16 protein-coding genes are annotated in these 16,743 nt (G+C 61.7%); 11 read left to right on the top strand and 5 right to left on the bottom strand.

Annotated elements, in window-relative coordinates; genetic code table 11:
* Positions 1-279: 279 nt before the first annotated feature.
* The gene (locus BFX80_RS08030; protein ID WP_077375822.1) at positions 280-720 is read right to left on the bottom strand and encodes an arsenate reductase/protein-tyrosine-phosphatase family protein; all 441 of its coding nucleotides are present in this window, start codon (positions 718-720) and stop codon (positions 280-282) included.
* Between the two features lie 345 nt (positions 721-1,065).
* Between BFX80_RS08030 and BFX80_RS08025 the strand changes: the two genes are divergently transcribed.
* Complete coding sequence (locus tag BFX80_RS08025) at positions 1,066-2,448, top strand: NAD-dependent succinate-semialdehyde dehydrogenase (RefSeq protein ID WP_084208524.1); 1,383 nt, start codon at positions 1,066-1,068, stop codon at positions 2,446-2,448.
* A 187-nt stretch (positions 2,449-2,635) separates the two neighbouring features.
* On the opposite strand, the gene BFX80_RS08020 is transcribed toward BFX80_RS08025, so the two are convergent.
* Positions 2,636-3,475: a cation diffusion facilitator family transporter gene (locus BFX80_RS08020; RefSeq protein ID WP_240499716.1), complete on the bottom strand. Its 840-nt coding sequence runs from the start codon at positions 3,473-3,475 to the stop codon at positions 2,636-2,638.
* Positions 3,476-3,861: 386 nt separating this feature from the next.
* On the opposite strand from BFX80_RS08020, the gene BFX80_RS08015 reads away from it, so the two are divergent.
* The 3 genes from BFX80_RS08015 (at position 3,862) to BFX80_RS08005 (ending at position 6,675) form a co-directional block, all read left to right on the top strand.
* Positions 3,862-4,791 (top strand): DMT family transporter, encoded by a 930-nt coding sequence (locus BFX80_RS08015; protein ID WP_084208522.1) that lies wholly within the window; start codon positions 3,862-3,864, stop codon positions 4,789-4,791.
* A 94-nt stretch (positions 4,792-4,885) separates the two neighbouring features.
* Entirely contained in the window at positions 4,886-5,992 is a 1,107-nt protein-coding gene (locus tag BFX80_RS08010; protein ID WP_077375811.1) for an endonuclease/exonuclease/phosphatase family protein, read from the top strand.
* A 182-nt stretch (positions 5,993-6,174) separates the two neighbouring features.
* A complete protein-coding gene (locus BFX80_RS08005; RefSeq protein ID WP_077377281.1) occupies positions 6,175-6,675 on the top strand; it encodes a YehS family protein in 501 nt (166 codons plus the stop codon).
* Between the two features lie 108 nt (positions 6,676-6,783).
* Here the strand turns inward: BFX80_RS08005 and BFX80_RS08000 are convergent, their stop codons facing one another.
* Both BFX80_RS08000 and BFX80_RS07995 read right to left on the bottom strand, forming a co-directional pair.
* On the bottom strand, positions 6,784-7,647 hold the full coding sequence (locus tag BFX80_RS08000; RefSeq protein WP_084208521.1) for a PA4780 family RIO1-like protein kinase: 864 nt from the start codon (positions 7,645-7,647) through the stop codon (positions 6,784-6,786).
* Between the two features lie 150 nt (positions 7,648-7,797).
* Complete coding sequence (locus tag BFX80_RS07995) at positions 7,798-8,868, bottom strand: NAD(P)-dependent alcohol dehydrogenase (protein ID WP_077375804.1); 1,071 nt, start codon at positions 8,866-8,868, stop codon at positions 7,798-7,800.
* A gap of 33 nt (positions 8,869-8,901) precedes the next feature.
* Here BFX80_RS07995 and BFX80_RS18290 point away from each other — a divergent pair, with 33 nt between their 5' ends.
* Both BFX80_RS18290 and BFX80_RS07985 read left to right on the top strand, forming a co-directional pair.
* Entirely contained in the window at positions 8,902-9,321 is a 420-nt protein-coding gene (locus BFX80_RS18290; RefSeq protein WP_240499715.1) for a hypothetical protein, read from the top strand.
* Between the two features lie 389 nt (positions 9,322-9,710).
* Positions 9,711-10,241 (top strand): LabA-like NYN domain-containing protein, encoded by a 531-nt coding sequence (locus tag BFX80_RS07985; protein ID WP_084208520.1) that lies wholly within the window; start codon positions 9,711-9,713, stop codon positions 10,239-10,241.
* 150 nt (positions 10,242-10,391) lie between these two features.
* Here BFX80_RS07985 and BFX80_RS07980 read toward each other — a convergent pair whose 3' ends face one another.
* On the bottom strand, positions 10,392-11,162 hold the full coding sequence (locus BFX80_RS07980; RefSeq protein ID WP_240499714.1) for a UTRA domain-containing protein: 771 nt from the start codon (positions 11,160-11,162) through the stop codon (positions 10,392-10,394).
* Between the two features lie 574 nt (positions 11,163-11,736).
* Between BFX80_RS07980 and BFX80_RS07975 the strand changes: the two genes are divergently transcribed.
* The 5 genes from BFX80_RS07975 (at position 11,737) to BFX80_RS07955 (ending at position 16,738) form a co-directional block, all read left to right on the top strand.
* Positions 11,737-12,825: an ABC transporter substrate-binding protein gene (locus BFX80_RS07975; RefSeq protein WP_240499713.1), complete on the top strand. Its 1,089-nt coding sequence runs from the start codon at positions 11,737-11,739 to the stop codon at positions 12,823-12,825.
* A 92-nt stretch (positions 12,826-12,917) separates the two neighbouring features.
* A complete protein-coding gene (locus BFX80_RS07970) occupies positions 12,918-13,742 on the top strand; it encodes an alkaline phosphatase family protein (protein ID WP_084208519.1) in 825 nt (274 codons plus the stop codon).
* On the top strand, positions 13,742-14,590 hold the full coding sequence (locus tag BFX80_RS07965) for an ABC transporter permease (RefSeq protein ID WP_084208518.1): 849 nt from the start codon (positions 13,742-13,744) through the stop codon (positions 14,588-14,590). The genes BFX80_RS07970 and BFX80_RS07965 overlap by 1 nt, the downstream gene beginning before the upstream one ends.
* Positions 14,574-15,539, top strand: a complete 966-nt coding sequence (locus BFX80_RS07960) for an ABC transporter permease (protein ID WP_240499712.1) — start codon at positions 14,574-14,576, stop codon at positions 15,537-15,539. The genes BFX80_RS07965 and BFX80_RS07960 overlap by 17 nt, the downstream gene beginning before the upstream one ends.
* Positions 15,539-16,738: an ABC transporter ATP-binding protein gene (locus BFX80_RS07955; protein WP_205632753.1), complete on the top strand. Its 1,200-nt coding sequence runs from the start codon at positions 15,539-15,541 to the stop codon at positions 16,736-16,738. The genes BFX80_RS07960 and BFX80_RS07955 overlap by 1 nt, the downstream gene beginning before the upstream one ends.
* Positions 16,739-16,743: the final 5 nt, after the last annotated feature.

Below are 16,743 nucleotides of genomic sequence, written 5' to 3'. Positions count from 1 at the left end.
GGATGGGCACCATTGTAAATTTGTGAAATTATCAGTTACACAAAGATACGTTATGCCTTGCGTCGAATGGAACGTAACAAAAATTCACGTTCCTTCCACGCTTGAGAATTCGATCCATTGAAACAGTCAAAATTTCAGGATCTTGGATCAAGAGGTACTCGCAGATCAGTCCCATGGTGACTGTACCAACATGAAAAAGAGACTAAGCGCATCGCACTTAGCCTCTCTCTAAAAACTATACAGGTCATCTTTTGGATTTCGACAAAAGCTGGACCTTGGTTACGACAGTTTCTTGACCCACAGCGCCGCAGCGTCCACGAGTTTCTGGTGCGCGTGCCGGAAGGCCTCTTCACTCTTGCGATAGGGATCCGGAATCTCTTCGCCCTGCCCCCCCGCCAGCCAGCGGCCGAACATCATCGTCTTGCCACTGACTTGCGGGGCCATCTGGTTGATGGCACGACGATGACCATCGCTCATGACCAGAATCAGATCCGCCGCCGTCAACATCTCGACCGATACCTGCCGCGCACGATGCCCATCAACCTCCAGACCGGACTCGAGAGCGAATCTAGCCGCCGTGGGTTCGACAGGATGATCGACCAATGCGCCCACACCCGCCGAGTGAACCGTCTTGCCCGGCAACGCTTGCTTCAGCAGTGCCTCACCGACCGGACTGCGACAGATATTGCCGGTACACACCACCAGAATATTGTTGAACACGCTGACTTCCTCTTCCTTGTGACGCTTGCACTCATGTCGATGGCCCGGGGGGAGACGCTTTCCCGCGCCCGGACACCAGAGGGCCATTGTCGCATGCCGGCAGCCCGTGCGGCAGGCTTGCGAGGCTCGATGGACGCAGCCTGTGACGTTTCAAGGGGGACGCGCGTGCTCGAATGGCAACACTGAGATGACGCCAGATCGATCACCTCGGCTCTTGAAGGTCAGCGGCGGCATCTCCAGTTCTTGTCGTGTAGCCAATGAGGTGGCTGATCCAAGGTCGATGTCGCTCATGTGATATTCGCCGCTCGGCCACTCGCTGAACCAGCACCCAGATAGGGAGGCAAGATGAGCAACAAGACACTGACCGCGACCAATCCGGCCAATGACAAGGTTCTCAATGAATACGCCACGCTGAGCAAGGACGAGGTTCAGCAGAAACTGGAACAGACGCGCACTGCCTATCCGCAATATCGTCAGCTCTCGCTGGAAGAACGTGCGAAACGTCTGCACGCACTGGCAGATCTGATAGATCAGCGCCAGCAGGACATTGCCACCTTGATCGCCCATGAGATGGGCAAGCCGTATCAGCAGGGCATCAGCGAGACACAGATCTCCTCCAGCATCGCGCGTTTCTACGCCGACAACCTGCCCACGTTGATGGAAACCGAGCAGCGCGACGTCGAGGGTGCCGTCAGAGCCAAGATCGTCAAGGACCCCATCGGCGCAGTGCTGGGCGTGATGCCGTGGAACTATCCGCTCTATCAGGTCATCCGCTTCGCGACCCCGGCACTGGCAGGTGGCAACGTCTGCCTGATGAAGCATGCCTCCAACGTTCCGGGTTGCGCTGAGCTGATCACCCAGCTGTTCCACGAGGCCGGTTTCGAAGATGGCGTCTTCACCTGGCTGCCGGTGGGCTCGGAGATGATCGAAGACATCATCAATGATCCTGTCGTGCAGGGCGTGACTCTCACCGGCAGCGAAGAGGCAGGCCGCAAGGTCGCCGAGCAGGCCGGTGCGGCGCTCAAGCCCAGCGTGCTGGAACTGGGGGGTATCGATCCGTTGATCGTGCTGGATGACGCCGACATCGAGCGCGCGGTGGATCTCGCCATCGCCGGACGTTTCGACAATACCGGCCAGAGCTGTGCCGCCTCCAAGCGCTTGATCGTCGACAAGTCGATCGCCGAGGACTTCTCCAGACGTCTGATCGAGAAAGTGAAGGACATGCGCATGGATGACCCGCTCAGCGAAGGGGTCGACATCGGTCCGATGTCACGCAAGGACCTGCGCGATGACCTGCATGATCAGGTGCAGCGTGCCATCAAAGCCGGCGCCAAGCTGGAATGCGGTGGCGAAATTCCGGATCGCGAGGGTGCCTGGTATCCGCCGACGGTGCTGACCAACGTCACCCAGGGCAATCCAGCCTTCAATGAAGAGCTGTTCGGCCCGGTCGCTTCCGTGGTGGTCGCGGACAACGAGGCACATGCCATCGAGCTCGCCAACGACTGCCCCTACGGTCTGGGCAGCACGGTGGTGGCCAAGGACGACGAGCGCGGCGAGCGTGTCTCGCGTCAGCTGGAAGCCGGCATGAGCTTCGTCAATCGCCCGACCACGCCCTTCGCCCAACTGCCCTTCGGCGGTGTCAAAGGCAGCGGCTATGGTCGTGAGCAAAGCGAATATGGCTTCGGTGCCTTCATGAACATCCGCACCGTCTATGTCGCCAAGCACTGAGGTGACACGTCATCGACGTCCTTGAGCTCTGAGCTCTCGAGGCATCGATGTCACGAGGTCAGGTAGCCCATGGGCTGCAATCAACAACGCCCCGCTTTTCAGCGGGGCGTCTTGCGTCAGAAGGCTCCCAGGCTCTGCACGAGCGCCGGCATCAATTGTCCTGTCTGCGTGCCGTCAGCCGTCTCCATCAACGAGACACGCAGCCCTGCAGACAGGCTTCGCCTTCCAGCTGCACCGTGACGTGCGAGATCGCATGGGTATCGAGCAGATAGGCCTGGACCCGCTCAAGCACCTCGCCGGGAATGCCGGTATCGGCCACCACCACATGCAGGCTGGCAACCGGGGATTGAGGCGTCAGGCCCCACAGATGAAGATCATGCACGCCATCCACTCCCTCCAGTGTCAGCAGACCCGCCTGGATTTCCTCGTGGTCAAGTTGCTCCGGTGTCCCTTCCAGCAAGGTATGCGCCGAGCGTTTCACCAGCGACCAGGCACCGCGCAGTATCAGTACCGCTGCGAGCATCGACAGCAACGGGTCGGCCTGATTCCAGCCGGTGGTCATGATGACCAGCGAGGCAATGATGGCCGCCACCGAACCCATCAGGTCGCCCATGACATGCAACAGGGCGCCGCGAAGATTGAGATTGTCCTGATCTCCCTTGTGCAATATCCAGAATGCCGCGATGTTGACGACAAGTCCGAGCACGGCAATCGCCAGCATCGGCCCTGCCAGCACCTCAGACGGCAGCCACAGGCGCTTGAGGGCAGCCATCACGATCGCGCCCCCGATGACCAGCAATGTCAGGCCATTGACGAACGCGGCGAGCACCTGAAAACGCGCATAGCCGAAGGTCAGCTTGCGGGTCGCTGCGCGATGTCCGAGGCGAAACGCGCCCCACGCCAATGCCAGCGACACGGTATCACTGAGCATATGGCCGGCGTCCGCCAGCAAGGCCAGAGAGCCCGCCACCAGCCCGCCGACGACCTCCGCCAGCATGAACCCGCCGGTCAGCCACATCGCCAGCATGACCCGCCTTTCGCTGTCAGCGGTCACCTCAGGTGCATGGTCATGATGTCCATGACCATGTGAATGGCCGTGTGAATGGCCATGGTGATGACCGTGTGAATGATCATGCGCATGCACGTGTCCGGATTCATGCCCATGATCTTTCGATGTCGTGTCCTGCGACGATGTCGCCATCCAGCCTCCTGACCACCATTCCTGCATTCGTGAAAAGCCGCGAGATCAATCGCTGCAACGCTATCGATTCCCTCTGCATTAGGCTTATCCTGCCACGGAATTCAAGCTCCATTGTTGAATTTGCAAGTTCCGATATATGACAGCACCGCCTGTATCAGCTTGTTAGGATAGAGATCAGACATTCCCATGCCCAAAGGAACCGACGCCACCCCATGAGCACCACTACCGAGACGACGCCTTCACGCTCGCCTTTCAAGGCCGATCTGTTGCTTCTGCTGGTCACCATCATCGCCGCCGCAGGCTGGATCTTCTCCAAGGAAGCCATGGCCGGTATGCCTCCGCTACTGTTCATCGGCAGTCGCTTCCTGCTGGCAGGCCTCATCCTGGCGATCTTCGACGCTCGCTCGCTGAGACAGCTCTCCACTACTCGCAAGCTGCGCGCCAGTGGAGTCGGCGTCCTGTTTGGCGGTGCCATGGCCTGCTGGTCATTGGGGGTGGCACTGTCCGAGCAGCTCGGCGTGATCGCGTTCATCAACAGTTTCGGGATTCTGATGGTACCGGTGCTCGCCCGCCTGCTGTTCAAGGACAGGCCGCCGATGAGCACCTGGATCGCCCTGCCCACCGCCCTGCTCGGTTTCGCTCTGTTGGGCATGGGACAACCCGGCGCTACGGAAAGCTTTCATATCGAACCGGCACAATGGCTCATCTTCGGGGCTGCCTGCCTGTTTGCCCTGGTGTTCAACTTCAATTCGCGTCTGGTGCGCAATATCCCGGCCCTGCCGCTGACGGCCATCCAGCTGATGACCACCGGCGTCACCTGCCTGGTGCTGTCGGCCATCAGCGAAAGCTGGCCGGCCGGCATCAGTCTCGACATCCTGAGCTGGTTTCTGGCCAGCACTCTGATCGCCAGCACCCTGCGTTTCTTCCTGCAGATTTACGCACAGAGCCTGACCACGCCCAGCCATGCCTCGGTCATCCTGATGCTCGAAGCGGTCTGGGCGGCCCTGATGTCGGCGGCCTGGTTCGGAGAGCGCATGACCCTGATCCAGATGACAGGCTGCGGACTGATCTTCATGGCCCTGCTGATCAATCGCTGGCAATGGATCGCGCGTCTCTGGCGTCAGCGACGGGTTGCCTCGTGAGTAAAGCGTCCTGACTTGAGTGTCAGGCATGTCGCCACCATGTCTGACGCTTGAGCGTTTGATTTCCCGCCCCATTCCTGTCACCGGAGCCCCCATGATCCCCACGCTACTCGGCGTACTCACACTGCTGATGGCAGCCTTCACCCTGCTGCCACTCACGCGCCTGCGGCATTGGTCCGTCCGCATCATGGACTTTCCCCGCCTGCAGCTGGCGGTACTCTGGGCGGCCCTGCTGGTGGCCGACCTTCTCGTCGGCGAGCTCTCGACAGGACTGCGGCTAACGCTGGCTTTCATCGCACTGGCAGGGCTCATCTACCAGGCGCAGTGGATCATTCCCTACACCCGGCTCGCCCGCTGTGAATCGGGCGTCGCGCAGCACAGTGACCCCGCACGTCATGTGCGTCTGTTGACCGCCAACGTGCTGACCAGCAACCACGACAGCGACGCCCTGCTGGCGATCGTCAGGCGCGAGCAACCCGACGTTCTCGTCACCCTGGAGTCCGATGGCTGGTGGGAAAGCCGCCTGGATGTCCTGGAGGGAGATGAGCCGGAGCATGGCTACCGGCATACGCTCAAGTGCCCGCTGGACAACCTCTACGGCATGCATGTCTATTCTCGTCTGCCCCTGCACGACGCCAGCATCGACTACTTGGTCGAAGATGACGTGCCCTCGATGCATGCCCATCTGGAGCTCAAGAGCGGCGATCGCATACGCGCTCATTTCCTGCATCCCGCGCCGCCCAGCCCGACCGAAAACGAGGAGTCCAGTGAACGAGACGCGGAGCTTGTCATCGTGGCCAAGAGCGTGGCCGAGAGCGAGCAGCCCATCATCGTGACGGGAGATCTCAACGACGTGGCCTGGTCTCGCACCACACGCCTGTTCCGCAAACTGTCCGGCCTGCTGGACCCACGCGTCGGCCGTGGCATGTTCAATACCTTCCATGCCAGCATTCCCTTGCTGCGCTGGCCGTTGGACCACCTCTTCCATAGCCGGCATTTCAGCGTGGTGCGCGTGGCTCGCATGGAAGCCTTCGGCTCCGATCATTTCCCGCTGCTGACGGAGCTGGCACTGACCCCGAACCAGAAGACGAATCACGTCGATGAAAGGCCCGAGCCTGACGCGGAGGATCACGCCGAAGCACGCGAGACCGCGGAAGACGAAGACGTCAGTCATCAGGATGTCCCGACGCCCGGGCGTTGATCACCGAAGGCGGCTCGCGGCTCTGCCTGCCGCCCTGACTCACGCCCTGCCTGCCACCCCGGCCGGGAAGCGCGCCGGGATGGAGCGGCACCCCACCCTGATCTGGTATGCTGCGCGCCATTGACGCCATGCATGGCGCGCCACGCAACTTCAAGACATCCTCAAAGACCGGACCCACGCCCGTGACCAACAACGACATCATCCGTCGCCTGCGCTACGCACTCAATCTCTCCGACAGCGACATGATCAACACCTTCGCCGCCGCCGACCACGAAGTCACCCGCGCCCAGGTCAGTGACTGGCTCAAGCGCGATGACGACGATGCCCAGCAGCGCATCAAGGACATCGATCTGGCCAGCTTCCTCAATGGCCTGATCAACGTGCGCCGGGGCAAGCGCGAGGGTGCTCAGCCCGCACCGGAAAAGCGTCTCGACAACAATCTGATCCTGCGCAAGCTCAAGATCGCCTTCGAGCTCAAGGACGATGACATGCTGGATCTGCTGGCGCTGGCCGGTTTCGAGATGATCACCAAGTCGGAACTGTCCGCCTTCTTCCGCAAGCCGGACCATCGCCACTACCGCGAATGCAAGGACCAGATCCTGCGCAATCTGCTCAAGGGCATCGAGCTGCGTCACCGTCGCCACGACCCGGAGACCGAGCAGCACGCCGTCGACCCCGCCTGAAGCCTCCGCTAGCCAGACACGACAACGCCGCTTCACGATGAAGCGGCGTTGTCGTGTCTCAAGGCATCATCACCGGGCCTGATGTCCGGCGCTCCACCCGTTCAGCATCTAGTCATCATCGCCGTCTTCGGCACTCTTCAGACGCGCCTTGCGTTCCTGCTCCTCTTCCATGGCGGCCATGATGTTCTCGAGCAGCGCATCCACGTCCGGCGCCTCGGGGTCATCCTCGAAGAGACCCGTCAGCTCGACATCCGGGTCCATGTCACCGGCCTCGAACAATGCCCATATCTCATCAGCGTAGCGAGTCTGGGCAAGTTCCGGAGCGAACATCGCATAGTAGGCGGTGATGTTGGCGACATCGCGCGCCAACATGCTCTTGGCATTGTTGTTGGCCGCTGCGTCCACCGCCTGCGGAAGATCGATGATCACCGGGCCGTAGTCATCGACCAGCACATTGAACTCGGACAGATCCCCGTGCACCAGGCCGGCATGCAACATGCGAACGATATAATGCATCATCAAGGCGTGGTCTTCACGCGCCTGCTCCGCCGACATCGAGACATCATTGAGGCGCGGTGCCACATTGCCATCGTCGTCGGTGACCAGCTCCATCAGCAGCACACCGTCAAAGCAGCCGTATGGCTGAGGCACGCGCACACCGGCATCGGCCAGACGATAGAGGGCATCCACCTCGGCGTTCTGCCAGGCGGCTTCCTGCTGATCGCGTCCGAAACCGGAGCCCTTCTCCATCGCCCGCTGACGACGGCTGTTGCGTACCTTGCGGCCTTCCTGGTAGAGCACGGCCTGCTTGAAGCTGCGCTGGGCAGCATCCTTGTAGACCTTGGCGCAGCGAATCTCTTCTCCGCAGCGCACCACGTAGACCGAGGCTTCCTTACCACTCATCAAGGGGCGAAGCACTTCATCGACCAGTCCGTCATCTATGAGCGGCTGGATTCTCTTTGGCGTTTTCATCGCGTTCTTATACGCGTTTTCGCCTCGATCGGGAATCACCCCATCACAATTTTGTGACATGACAGACGCGAAAGCCCCCGGCATCCAGAAGGATACCGGGGGCTTTTTTCATGCCACCACACCAGACCTGGCATGGTATGACGACAGGTGTCAGGCGTTCTTCAAGCTCTGCATGTCGATGACAAAGCGGTATTTCACCTTGCCCTGCTGCATGCGCTCCCACGCCTCGTTGATATTCTGGATGTCGATCATCTCAATATCGCAGGTGATGTCATGCTCGGCACAGTAATCGAGCACTTCCTGGGTCTCCGGCATGCCGCCGATCAGCGAGCCCGCCAGCACGCGACGCTTCATGACCAGATTGCCGCCCTGCAGTGCGGGGTCCACCTCCTGTACCAGCCCGACGAGAATATGGGTACCGTCGTACTTCAGGGTATTGAGGTAGGGGTTGAGATCGTGCGGCACCGGTACCGTATCGAGCAGGAAATCGAAGGTTTCGGTCGCGGCGGCCATCTGCTCATCGTCGCTGGACACGATGACGTGATCGACGCCATTCTCGCGCGCTTCCGCTACCTTGGCTTCACTGCGCGTGAACAGGGTGACTTCACAGCCCATCGCCTTGGCGAACTTGATCCCCATGTGGCCCAGGCCACCCATGCCGATCACGCCGACCTTGTCGCCGGACTTCACGCCGTAGTGGCGCAGCGGAGAATAGGTCGTGACACCGGCACACAGCAGCGGCGCGGCCACCGCCGGGTCCAGCTTGTCAGGGATGGACACCACGAAGCGCTCGCTGACGACGATCCTGTCGGAATAGCCGCCTTGCGTGAGGCTGCCATCGTGGCGATCCGGGCTGCCGTAGGTCATGGTCATGCCCTCGAGGCAGTATTGCTCGAGCCCCTCGTGACAGGCGCTGCACTCACGGCAGGAATCTACCATGCAGCCGACACCGACCATGTCACCCACCTTGTACTGGCTGACATCATCGCCGACCTGGGTGACTCGCCCGACGATCTCGTGACCCGGCACGATGGGATACTGGGTGAAGCCCCAGTCATTGCGGCCGACGTGCAGGTCCGAATGACAGACACCGCAATACAGGATCTCGATGGCCACATCATCCGGGCGCGGCTGACGGCGCTCGAAATTCCATGGCGCCAGATCGGCGGAATCGGACTTGAGTGCGTAGCTTCGGGTGTTGCCGTCAAAGGTGTTCGCCATGCCAGCTCTCCTTGCATCATGAAAAGAATCAACGTGAAGAAGGAGATGTCGCCGCCTGGATCACTTTTCAACGCCCTGACTCACTGTCTGCTGGCATCTCTGTGTTGGTGTGATCGCAACAGCGCCGCTGTCGTCTCACGACATCACGAACATATCACGCAGCGAAATCACCACTTCTTAATTACTTCTGACGCGATCAAGCAGGAAAAACGCAGTCGTGTTATCATGCTCTTCCACCCCTCACGTCTCGGAACGGAGTCCCGCATGGCCAACACTCGTACTGCTGCCAAGAAGAAAGCACCCGCTGCTGTTGAAACATCCGCCTCGCTGGAAGCCCAGATGCAAGCCTTCCTCGATCGTGGCGGCAAGGTTGAAGTGATTGAATCCGGCGTCAGCGGTCAGATCATCGGCCACAAGCCGACCAAGCCCTCCAATCCCGCTGCCGGCAACTGATGCTTCCCTCAGGCCCAGACTCGGCCTGATCGTGGCAAGCTGTCAGAAGATCGCCAGCCGCTGCTCGCCATGATTGGCAGCGGCCGGTCTCTGCCCTCCTCTCGAGATGGCGCTAGCTGGAACAGTCCTGCTTTCAACAGCTCTGCTTTCAACCGATAGCACCAGACAGGTCAGGGTAGACAGATCAGAGCAGACAGGTCAGAGAAAGACAGACCCGCTCTCCTTGCATGGTGTCAGCAGCACAAGCACTCATCGTCGGAGCCAGGCGCAATGCCTGAGTCATCCCGCGACACGCGACACCTGAACGACTCCCACGCCGCACGCTCCTCCAGTACCTGCCTGCTCTGCTTCAGGCACATCATTCAGCCTTCCGGTCCCTGTGACAGCCAATGTCGAACTCTTCCACGCCCGCAACCCAATCGTCCTTGCTGACATCCGACTCGCCCACGCGCCTCGCCGTCTTCATCGATGTTCAGAATATCTATTACACCACCCGCGACACCTTTGGCCGGCAATTCGATTACCGCCGACTGTGGGCCGAACTGGAATCCCTGGGCAGCATCACGCATGCCTACGCCTATGCGATTGACCGTGGTGACCCCAAGCAGCAGCAATTCCAGCAACGCCTGCGTGAGATAGGGTTCGAGGTCAAGCTCAAACCCTTCATCCAGCGAGGAGATGGCTCGGCCAAGGGTGACTGGGATGTCGGCATCACGATCGATGTGATGGAAGCCGCTCCCGACGTCGACGAGATCATCCTCGCCTCAGGCGATGGTGACTTCGCCCTGCTGCTGGAGCATGTCGCAGCGCGCCATGCCGTCACGACGCGTGTCTACGGCGTCGAGGCACTCACAGCCCTCGCCCTGATGCGCAGCGCTGATCACTTCCGCGAGATAGATGACACGCTGCTGATGCGCTGAGGGCTTGCCCCCACGATGCCCCACGGCCACATCACGCACGCCATTACCACAACGCCCGCAAGCCTTCCCGTCAGAGGAGGACTTGCGGGCGTTTTCGTCGAGTTGAAGGAAAGTCCCGGACACTGGTGGTGTGTGTCCCCAGATTGCCCTCTAGCGTTGTGGTGCGGCGGATAACGTCAACTCGATGGCATCGTGACGCCAGTGTTCATCATCGCAGTCCACTGCGCGGCCATTCTGATCGAAGTTGATCCGCGTGATGCGCTGCGCCGGGCTACCCGGTGCCGCATTCAGGGCGACGGCCGTCTCGGCGTCGAACACGCTGGAGGCCAGCTCGAAGCTCACGCGCCGGATGCGAATGGCGTACTGGTGAAAGTAGAGCGTCGTCAGCGAATGCGCCGAGAGGTCGAAATCAAGAATGCCGGGGAAGCAGTCGCGTCGCAGGTGATGACAGACGTGCAGCACCCGCCGGCCATCGATGCGCCGCACTCGCGTGATGCGATAGACCCCGGCACCCCGTGCAATTCCCAGACGCTGGGCGATCACCTCATCAGCGGGAACTTCCTGAGCGGCCAGCACCTCGGTGGAAGCGACCCGCTGCTGCGAATGCACCATCTCGTGAAAAGGCAGACATGCCAGCAGGTCATACCTGAGGCGCGGCGGCGAGACGAACCAGCCACGGCGGTTCTCGCGATAGATTCGCCCTTCCGCTTCCAGCTGCAGCAAGGCATCTCGCAAGGTGACTCGCGTGGTGCCGAACCGCTCGATCATCTCACGCTCGGACGGCAGACGCTGCGAGGCATGCAGCGGCGCTGCTTCAAGATGGTTCAGCAGCCTGCCCTTGAGCCCGGTGACGGGCAAATCCGCAGTGTGCATCAGGGAAGTTGCGTCGTCACCTGTGGGCTCGATCGATGATGAAGGCATGCGAAGTTCCTGAAAGATAACGAAAGAGAGCGATTTCTGGCGAGTCACTTGCATGTCATCCAAGGTGTCCATCATGACAAGGCACGAGAATCGCGATCGCTGTGGTCTAGTGTAGACGTCGCCAGGCCAGTCAGCCCACGCTCGCCGAGCACCATGACACAGGCATGACGATCCGGTGACAGCGCAAGGCCTTCCTATGTGATGAGCGTGAGAATCCGAGGCGGATGCCTAGCATAGGAGCACGCTGTCATGCAGGGAATTATCAGGAAATCAGCCGGCACCACGCAGCGTTGCGTCAAAACATGTAGCGCTGATGGCTGATGGCTCATTGCCACGACACTGACATCACGACACTGACATAGTGACGACACGCGACTGTCACAACCGCTGCGTAAAGTCATGTCAGCCCCGAGACTGAACTAGACCATAGAAATTGAGGTGGCAGGTCTCGAGGAAGACTGCGCAGGACAAGAACCAGCTTTGACCCCATCTCGCCTGCCTGCTCGCCTCGGCGACTCGCTGGCCAGGAATGCACTCTCGCATCCGTTGATTACCCCGTCTGGGAGGATTGTCATTGAAGTCGTTCACCGCTACCTCGCCCCGTACCGCCGGCCTGATGGTCTCGGCCCTCATGGCCACCCTGCTGAGCAGCGCCTCCGTCAGTGCCGCTGAAGTGCCGGAAGCACTGCTCAAGGCCGCCCAGGCAGAAGGCCGCGTCGACAGCGTCGGCATGCCGGACAGCTGGGCCAACTGGAAGGACACCTGGGCAGACCTCGAGTCGAAGTATTCCATCGCGCACAGCGATACCGACATGAGCTCCGCCGAGGAAGTCGCCAAGTTCAAGGCCGAAGGCGAGAACGCCACGGCAGATATCGGTGACGTGGGCTTCGCCTTCGGCCCCATCGCGGTCAAGCAGGGCGTGACTCAAGCCTACAAGCCGACCACCTGGGACGAGATCCCCGACTGGGCCAAGGATGAAGATGGCGAATGGATGCTGGGCTACACCGGCACCATCTCCCTGATGATCAACAAGACACTCGTCAGTGAAGATCAGCGCCCCGCTTCCTTCGCGGATCTCGCCAATGGCGATTACAAGGTCTCCGTCGGCGCGGTCGGCAAGGCGTCCCAGGCCAACAACGCCATCCTGGCCGCAGCCTTCGCCAATGGCGGCAGCGAGTCAGACCTGACGCCGGGTCTGGAAGTGTTCGCCGAACTGGCCCGCCAGGGACGCCTGTCACTGGCCGAGCCGAGCATCGCCAACCTGGAGAAGGGCGAGGTGGAGGTCGCACTGCTGTGGGACTTCAACGCGCTCAACTATCGCGATCAGATCAACCGCGACACCTTCGAGGTGGTCATCCCCTCGGATGCCTCCGTCACCTCGGGCTACGCCACCATCATCAACAAGCATGCCGCTCACCCGAACGCCGCCAAGCTGGCGCGTGAGTACATCCTGTCAGATGCCGGCCAGCTGAACCTGGCGGCAGGTTACGCCCGCCCGATCCGTGCCGAGCACCTGACCCTGCCGGAAGACATCGCCGCCAAGCTGCTGCCCAACGAGCAGTACGCCAATGCCCGCCCGGTACAGGACTTCGCCGGCTGGGAAGCCAGTGCCCGACAGCTGCCGCGTCAGTGGCAGTCCCAGGTACTGATCCACCAGCAGTGACCCCCGGCCTCTGTCCAGAGCGGATAGAGCGCGCACCATCCTGACAGACGGCACCGTCCACACGGTGCCGTCTTGAGCTTCACGGAGTCTTCATGTCCCAGCGTGTCATTCTTGTCGTGCTCGATGGCCTCAACCATGCCGTGGGCCGGCATGCCATGGGCTATCTGAGCGCCCTGGTCGAGGCCGGTCGCGGGCAGTACCAGTCGCTGGAGTGCGAACTGCCAGCGATGTCGCGACCTCTCTATGAGTGCCTGTTGACCGGTGATCTGCCCGTCGACTCCGGCATCGTCAACAATGGCATCGTGCGACGCTCGCGTGGCGTGAGCCTGTTCGATCTCGCCAGTCAGCAGGGGCGACGCACCGCGGCAGCCGCCTATCACTGGGTCAGCGAACTCTACGTCGCCGCCCCGTTCGTGCCAGCCAGACACCGACTGCTCGACAATCCCGAATCCGCCATCCAGGCGGGCATCTTCTACTGGCAGGATCACTACCCGGACGACCACGTCTTCAGCGATGCCGAGATGCTGAGACTGCGTCACGACCCGGACTTCCTGCTGGTGCACAGCATGAACATCGATGACGCCGGCCATCGCCACGGCGGTGAGTCCGCGCAATATCGCAATGCGGCGCGTCATGCCGATGTCGCCTTGGCCGACTACCTGCCCTGCTGGCTGGAGGCCGGCTATCAGGTGATGGTCACCGCCGATCACGGCATGAACGCCGACCGTTCACATTCCGGGCTTCTCGAAGAAGAGCGCCGAGTGCCGCTCTGGACCTTCGGCAGCGCCTTCGCCCGCAGCCCCGCCCGCAACCTTCGCCAGCGCGAGCTCTGTGGCACCCTGGCAAGCGTGCTGGGACTGGAGCACGACAAGGCCAGCAACACATCCCTGCTGGCAGGCCCTGGAGGGGACGCGTGATGCCGACATTCCTCAGGCGAGTGCTGACCAGTCCCGCGATGTGGCTGCTGCCCTTCGCCATCCTCTTCTTCGCCTTCCAGATCGCCCCGCTGATCTGGGTGATGATCAGCGCCTTCAAGATCCCCGCAGGCTGGGGGCTGGCCAATTTTCAGGAAATCGCCACCTCCCCCTTCTTCCGCCAGGCCATCGGCCGCAGTCTCGAGATCTCGCTGATGTCCAGCGTGCTGGGACTGGCGATCGCCGCCGTGACCTGTCACAGCATGCACCGCTGCGGGCCGGGCCTGACGCGCGCGATGATCGCCTTCACCAACATGACCAGCAACTTCGCCGGCGTGCCGCTGGCCTTCGCCTTCATCATCCTGATGGGGGCCAACGGCATGCTGACCTTGATGCTGGAGCGCCTGGGCATCATCGATGACTTCAATCTCTATTCACGCACCGGCCTGATCGTCATCTACACCTGGTTCCAGATCCCGCTGGGCATCCTGCTGCTCTACCCGGCCTTCAGCACGCTCAAGGGCGAGTGGCGCGAAGCCGCCAGCCTGCTCGGCGCCAACCGTCTGGCCTACTGGCAGCACATCGGCCTGCCCGTGCTCTGGCCGTCGCTGGCTGGCACGCTCACCGTACTGTTCGCCAATGCCATGGGCGCCTATGCCACCGTCTATGCGCTGGTGAACACCAGCTACAACCTGATGACCATCCGCATCGCCAATCTGGTCTCCGGCGACCTCTTCCTGCAGCCGGAACTGGCCAGCGCACTGGCGATGGTACTGGTGGTCATTCTCGTCATCGTCACGCTGATCCAGCAGTGGCTCATGCGCAGGAGCTACCATGTCACTTCCCGCTGAACTGCCGTATCGCCATGGCAAGCCGCTGCTGCCCAGCCTGATGGCCCGTCTACGCGGGCTCAATCCCTACAGCGTGGTGGTGGGCAGCGTCTTCACGCTGCTGGCACTGCCGCTGGTGGCCACGCTGTTCTACGCCCTTGCCACCCGCTGGGGCGCCAGCCTCACGCCCGATGGCCTGACGGTGAAGTGGTTTCTGGAGCTGTGGACCACCCCCCGTTTTCTCGCCGCATTCGGGCGCTCCCTGCTGGTCGCCGTCGGCGCCCTGATCCTGTCACTGCTGTTGATCGTGCCGGTGGTCTTCCTGGCCCATACCCGCTATCCGCGTCTGGATGGCTGGATGAATGGCCTGATCCTGCTGCCCTTCGCCGTGCCGCCCATCGTGTCCTCGGTCGGCCTGCTGCAGCTATATGCCGGCGGCCCACTGACGATCATCGGCACGCCCTGGATCCTGATTCCCACCTATTTCACCATCGTGCTGCCCTTCATGTACCGAGCGCTGGCCAACAGCCTGCGGGCGCTGGATGTGGCATCGCTGATGGAAGCCGCCCAGTTGCTGGGCGCCAGCCCGCTGCAGGCCTTCTTCCAGGTGGTCCTGCCCAATATCCGGGTCGGCATCCAGATCGCCGTCTTCCTGGCCTTCTCGTTTCTGGCCGGTGAATTCGTGTTCGCCAACATGCTGGTCGGCACCCGTTTCGAGACACTGCAGGTCTACCTGAACAACATTCGCGGGGCCAGCGGCCACTTCACCAGCGCGCTGGTCATCACGCTGTTCGTGTTCACCCTGATCCTGACCTGGCTGGGCAACCGCCAGCCTGCCGAGCAGGCGATGCCGGAAGAAGACCCCGAGGAGGCGCTGGCCACCGCCATGACGGAAGGTCTGCCCGCCACGCCCGCAAAAGCTGGCCCTGCCGCCCCCCATTCCCGTACCGATTCACGAGGGCACCGCTGATGCTTGCCACCGATATGCCGCAGACCCACTCTCGCCACGACAGCGATGGCCTGCTGACCAGCGCGTTGCGTGAACAGGCCGCCGACCAGCAGTACCTGACGCTCAAGGGCCTGGCCAAGCGTTTCGGCAAGACGCGCGTGTTCTCCGACATCGATGCCGAGATCGCCCGTGGCGAGTTCATCACCCTGCTCGGGCCCTCTGGCTGCGGAAAATCCACCCTGCTGCGCGCCATTGCCGGGCTCAACGACGTGGACAGCGGCGAGATCATCGTCGATGGTCACGACATCACCCGTCTGCCGCCCCAGCGGCGCGGCATCGGCATGGTCTTCCAGCACTATGCGCTGTTCCCCAACATGCGCGTGGCGGACAACGTCGCCTTCGGCCTGCGCATGAAGAAGGTGCGCCCCGAGGAGCGCGAGCGCCGCGTCACCGAAGTGCTGCGACTGGTGGAGCTGACCGACCAGGCACAGCGCTATCCACATCAGCTGTCTGGTGGCCAGCGACAACGCGTGGCACTGGCGCGCGCGCTGGTGGTCGAGCCCCAGATCCTGCTGCTCGATGAGCCGCTCTCGGCGCTGGATGCGCGCATCCGCCGTCATCTGCGCGACCAGATACGCGACATCCAGAAGAGCCTCGGCCTCACCACCCTGTTCGTCACCCACGATCAGGAAGAGGCCTTGCTGCTCTCGGATCGCATCTTCCTGATGCATCAGGGCAGCATTCTCCAGCAGGGCAACGCAGCATCGCTCTACACCCGACCGGTAGACGCCACGGCCGCAGGCTTCATGGGCCATTACAATCTGATCGGCAGCGAGCTTGCCCGCCCCCTGCTCGGCTACCTGTGCGATAGCCCGCAGGTCGCATTGCGGCCGGAGGCGCTTTATCTGCAGCCGGATGAGATGACACGTCCCCTCCTCCCCGGGCACCTGGAGGCTGGCCTCGACTTCCCGCTCCAGCCATTGCCGGCCAATGTGGGGCCAGCGCTGCCCGGCGTCATCCTGCGCCATCAATTGCTGGGCAACATCGTGCGCTACGAGGTGGATTGTCAGGGACTGCGTCTCAACGTCGATGTGCTCAACCGCAGTGCCCGCCAGCTGCTCCCCGACCATCTGCGCGTGCAGGTGCATGCCGATCTCGACGAAGTCCAGGCGCTGGGCACACACGACACTGGCGACAGGTCACGGGTGGCAAATGGATGAAATGC

It is taken from the genome of Cobetia marina, from assembly GCF_001720485.1.
Taxonomy (GTDB): domain Bacteria; phylum Pseudomonadota; class Gammaproteobacteria; order Pseudomonadales; family Halomonadaceae; genus Cobetia; species Cobetia marina.
This window is presented reverse-complemented; position numbering and strand designations above follow the sequence as displayed.

What these genes read in the sequence shown, in the direction of transcription:
- BFX80_RS08015 (WP_084208522.1), top strand. Translation starts at nt 3,862, where the DNA reads ATGAGCACCACTACCGAGACGACGCCTTCACGCTCGCCTTTCAAGGCC.
- BFX80_RS08020 (WP_240499716.1), bottom strand. Translation starts at nt 3,475, where the DNA reads ATGCTGGCGATGTGGCTGACCGGCGGGTTCATGCTGGCGGAGGTCGTC.
- BFX80_RS07970 (WP_084208519.1), top strand. Translation starts at nt 12,918, where the DNA reads ATGTCCCAGCGTGTCATTCTTGTCGTGCTCGATGGCCTCAACCATGCC.
- BFX80_RS08010 (WP_077375811.1), top strand. Translation starts at nt 4,886, where the DNA reads ATGATCCCCACGCTACTCGGCGTACTCACACTGCTGATGGCAGCCTTC.
- BFX80_RS07985 (WP_084208520.1), top strand. Translation starts at nt 9,711, where the DNA reads ATGTCGAACTCTTCCACGCCCGCAACCCAATCGTCCTTGCTGACATCC.
- BFX80_RS07960 (WP_240499712.1), top strand. Translation starts at nt 14,574, where the DNA reads ATGTCACTTCCCGCTGAACTGCCGTATCGCCATGGCAAGCCGCTGCTG.
- BFX80_RS08000 (WP_084208521.1), bottom strand. Translation starts at nt 7,647, where the DNA reads ATGAAAACGCCAAAGAGAATCCAGCCGCTCATAGATGACGGACTGGTC.
- BFX80_RS07965 (WP_084208518.1), top strand. Translation starts at nt 13,742, where the DNA reads ATGCCGACATTCCTCAGGCGAGTGCTGACCAGTCCCGCGATGTGGCTG.
- BFX80_RS07995 (WP_077375804.1), bottom strand. Translation starts at nt 8,868, where the DNA reads ATGGCGAACACCTTTGACGGCAACACCCGAAGCTACGCACTCAAGTCC.
- BFX80_RS07980 (WP_240499714.1), bottom strand. Translation starts at nt 11,162, where the DNA reads ATGCCTTCATCATCGATCGAGCCCACAGGTGACGACGCAACTTCCCTG.
- BFX80_RS07955 (WP_205632753.1), top strand. Translation starts at nt 15,539, where the DNA reads ATGCTTGCCACCGATATGCCGCAGACCCACTCTCGCCACGACAGCGAT.
- BFX80_RS08025 (WP_084208524.1), top strand. Translation starts at nt 1,066, where the DNA reads ATGAGCAACAAGACACTGACCGCGACCAATCCGGCCAATGACAAGGTT.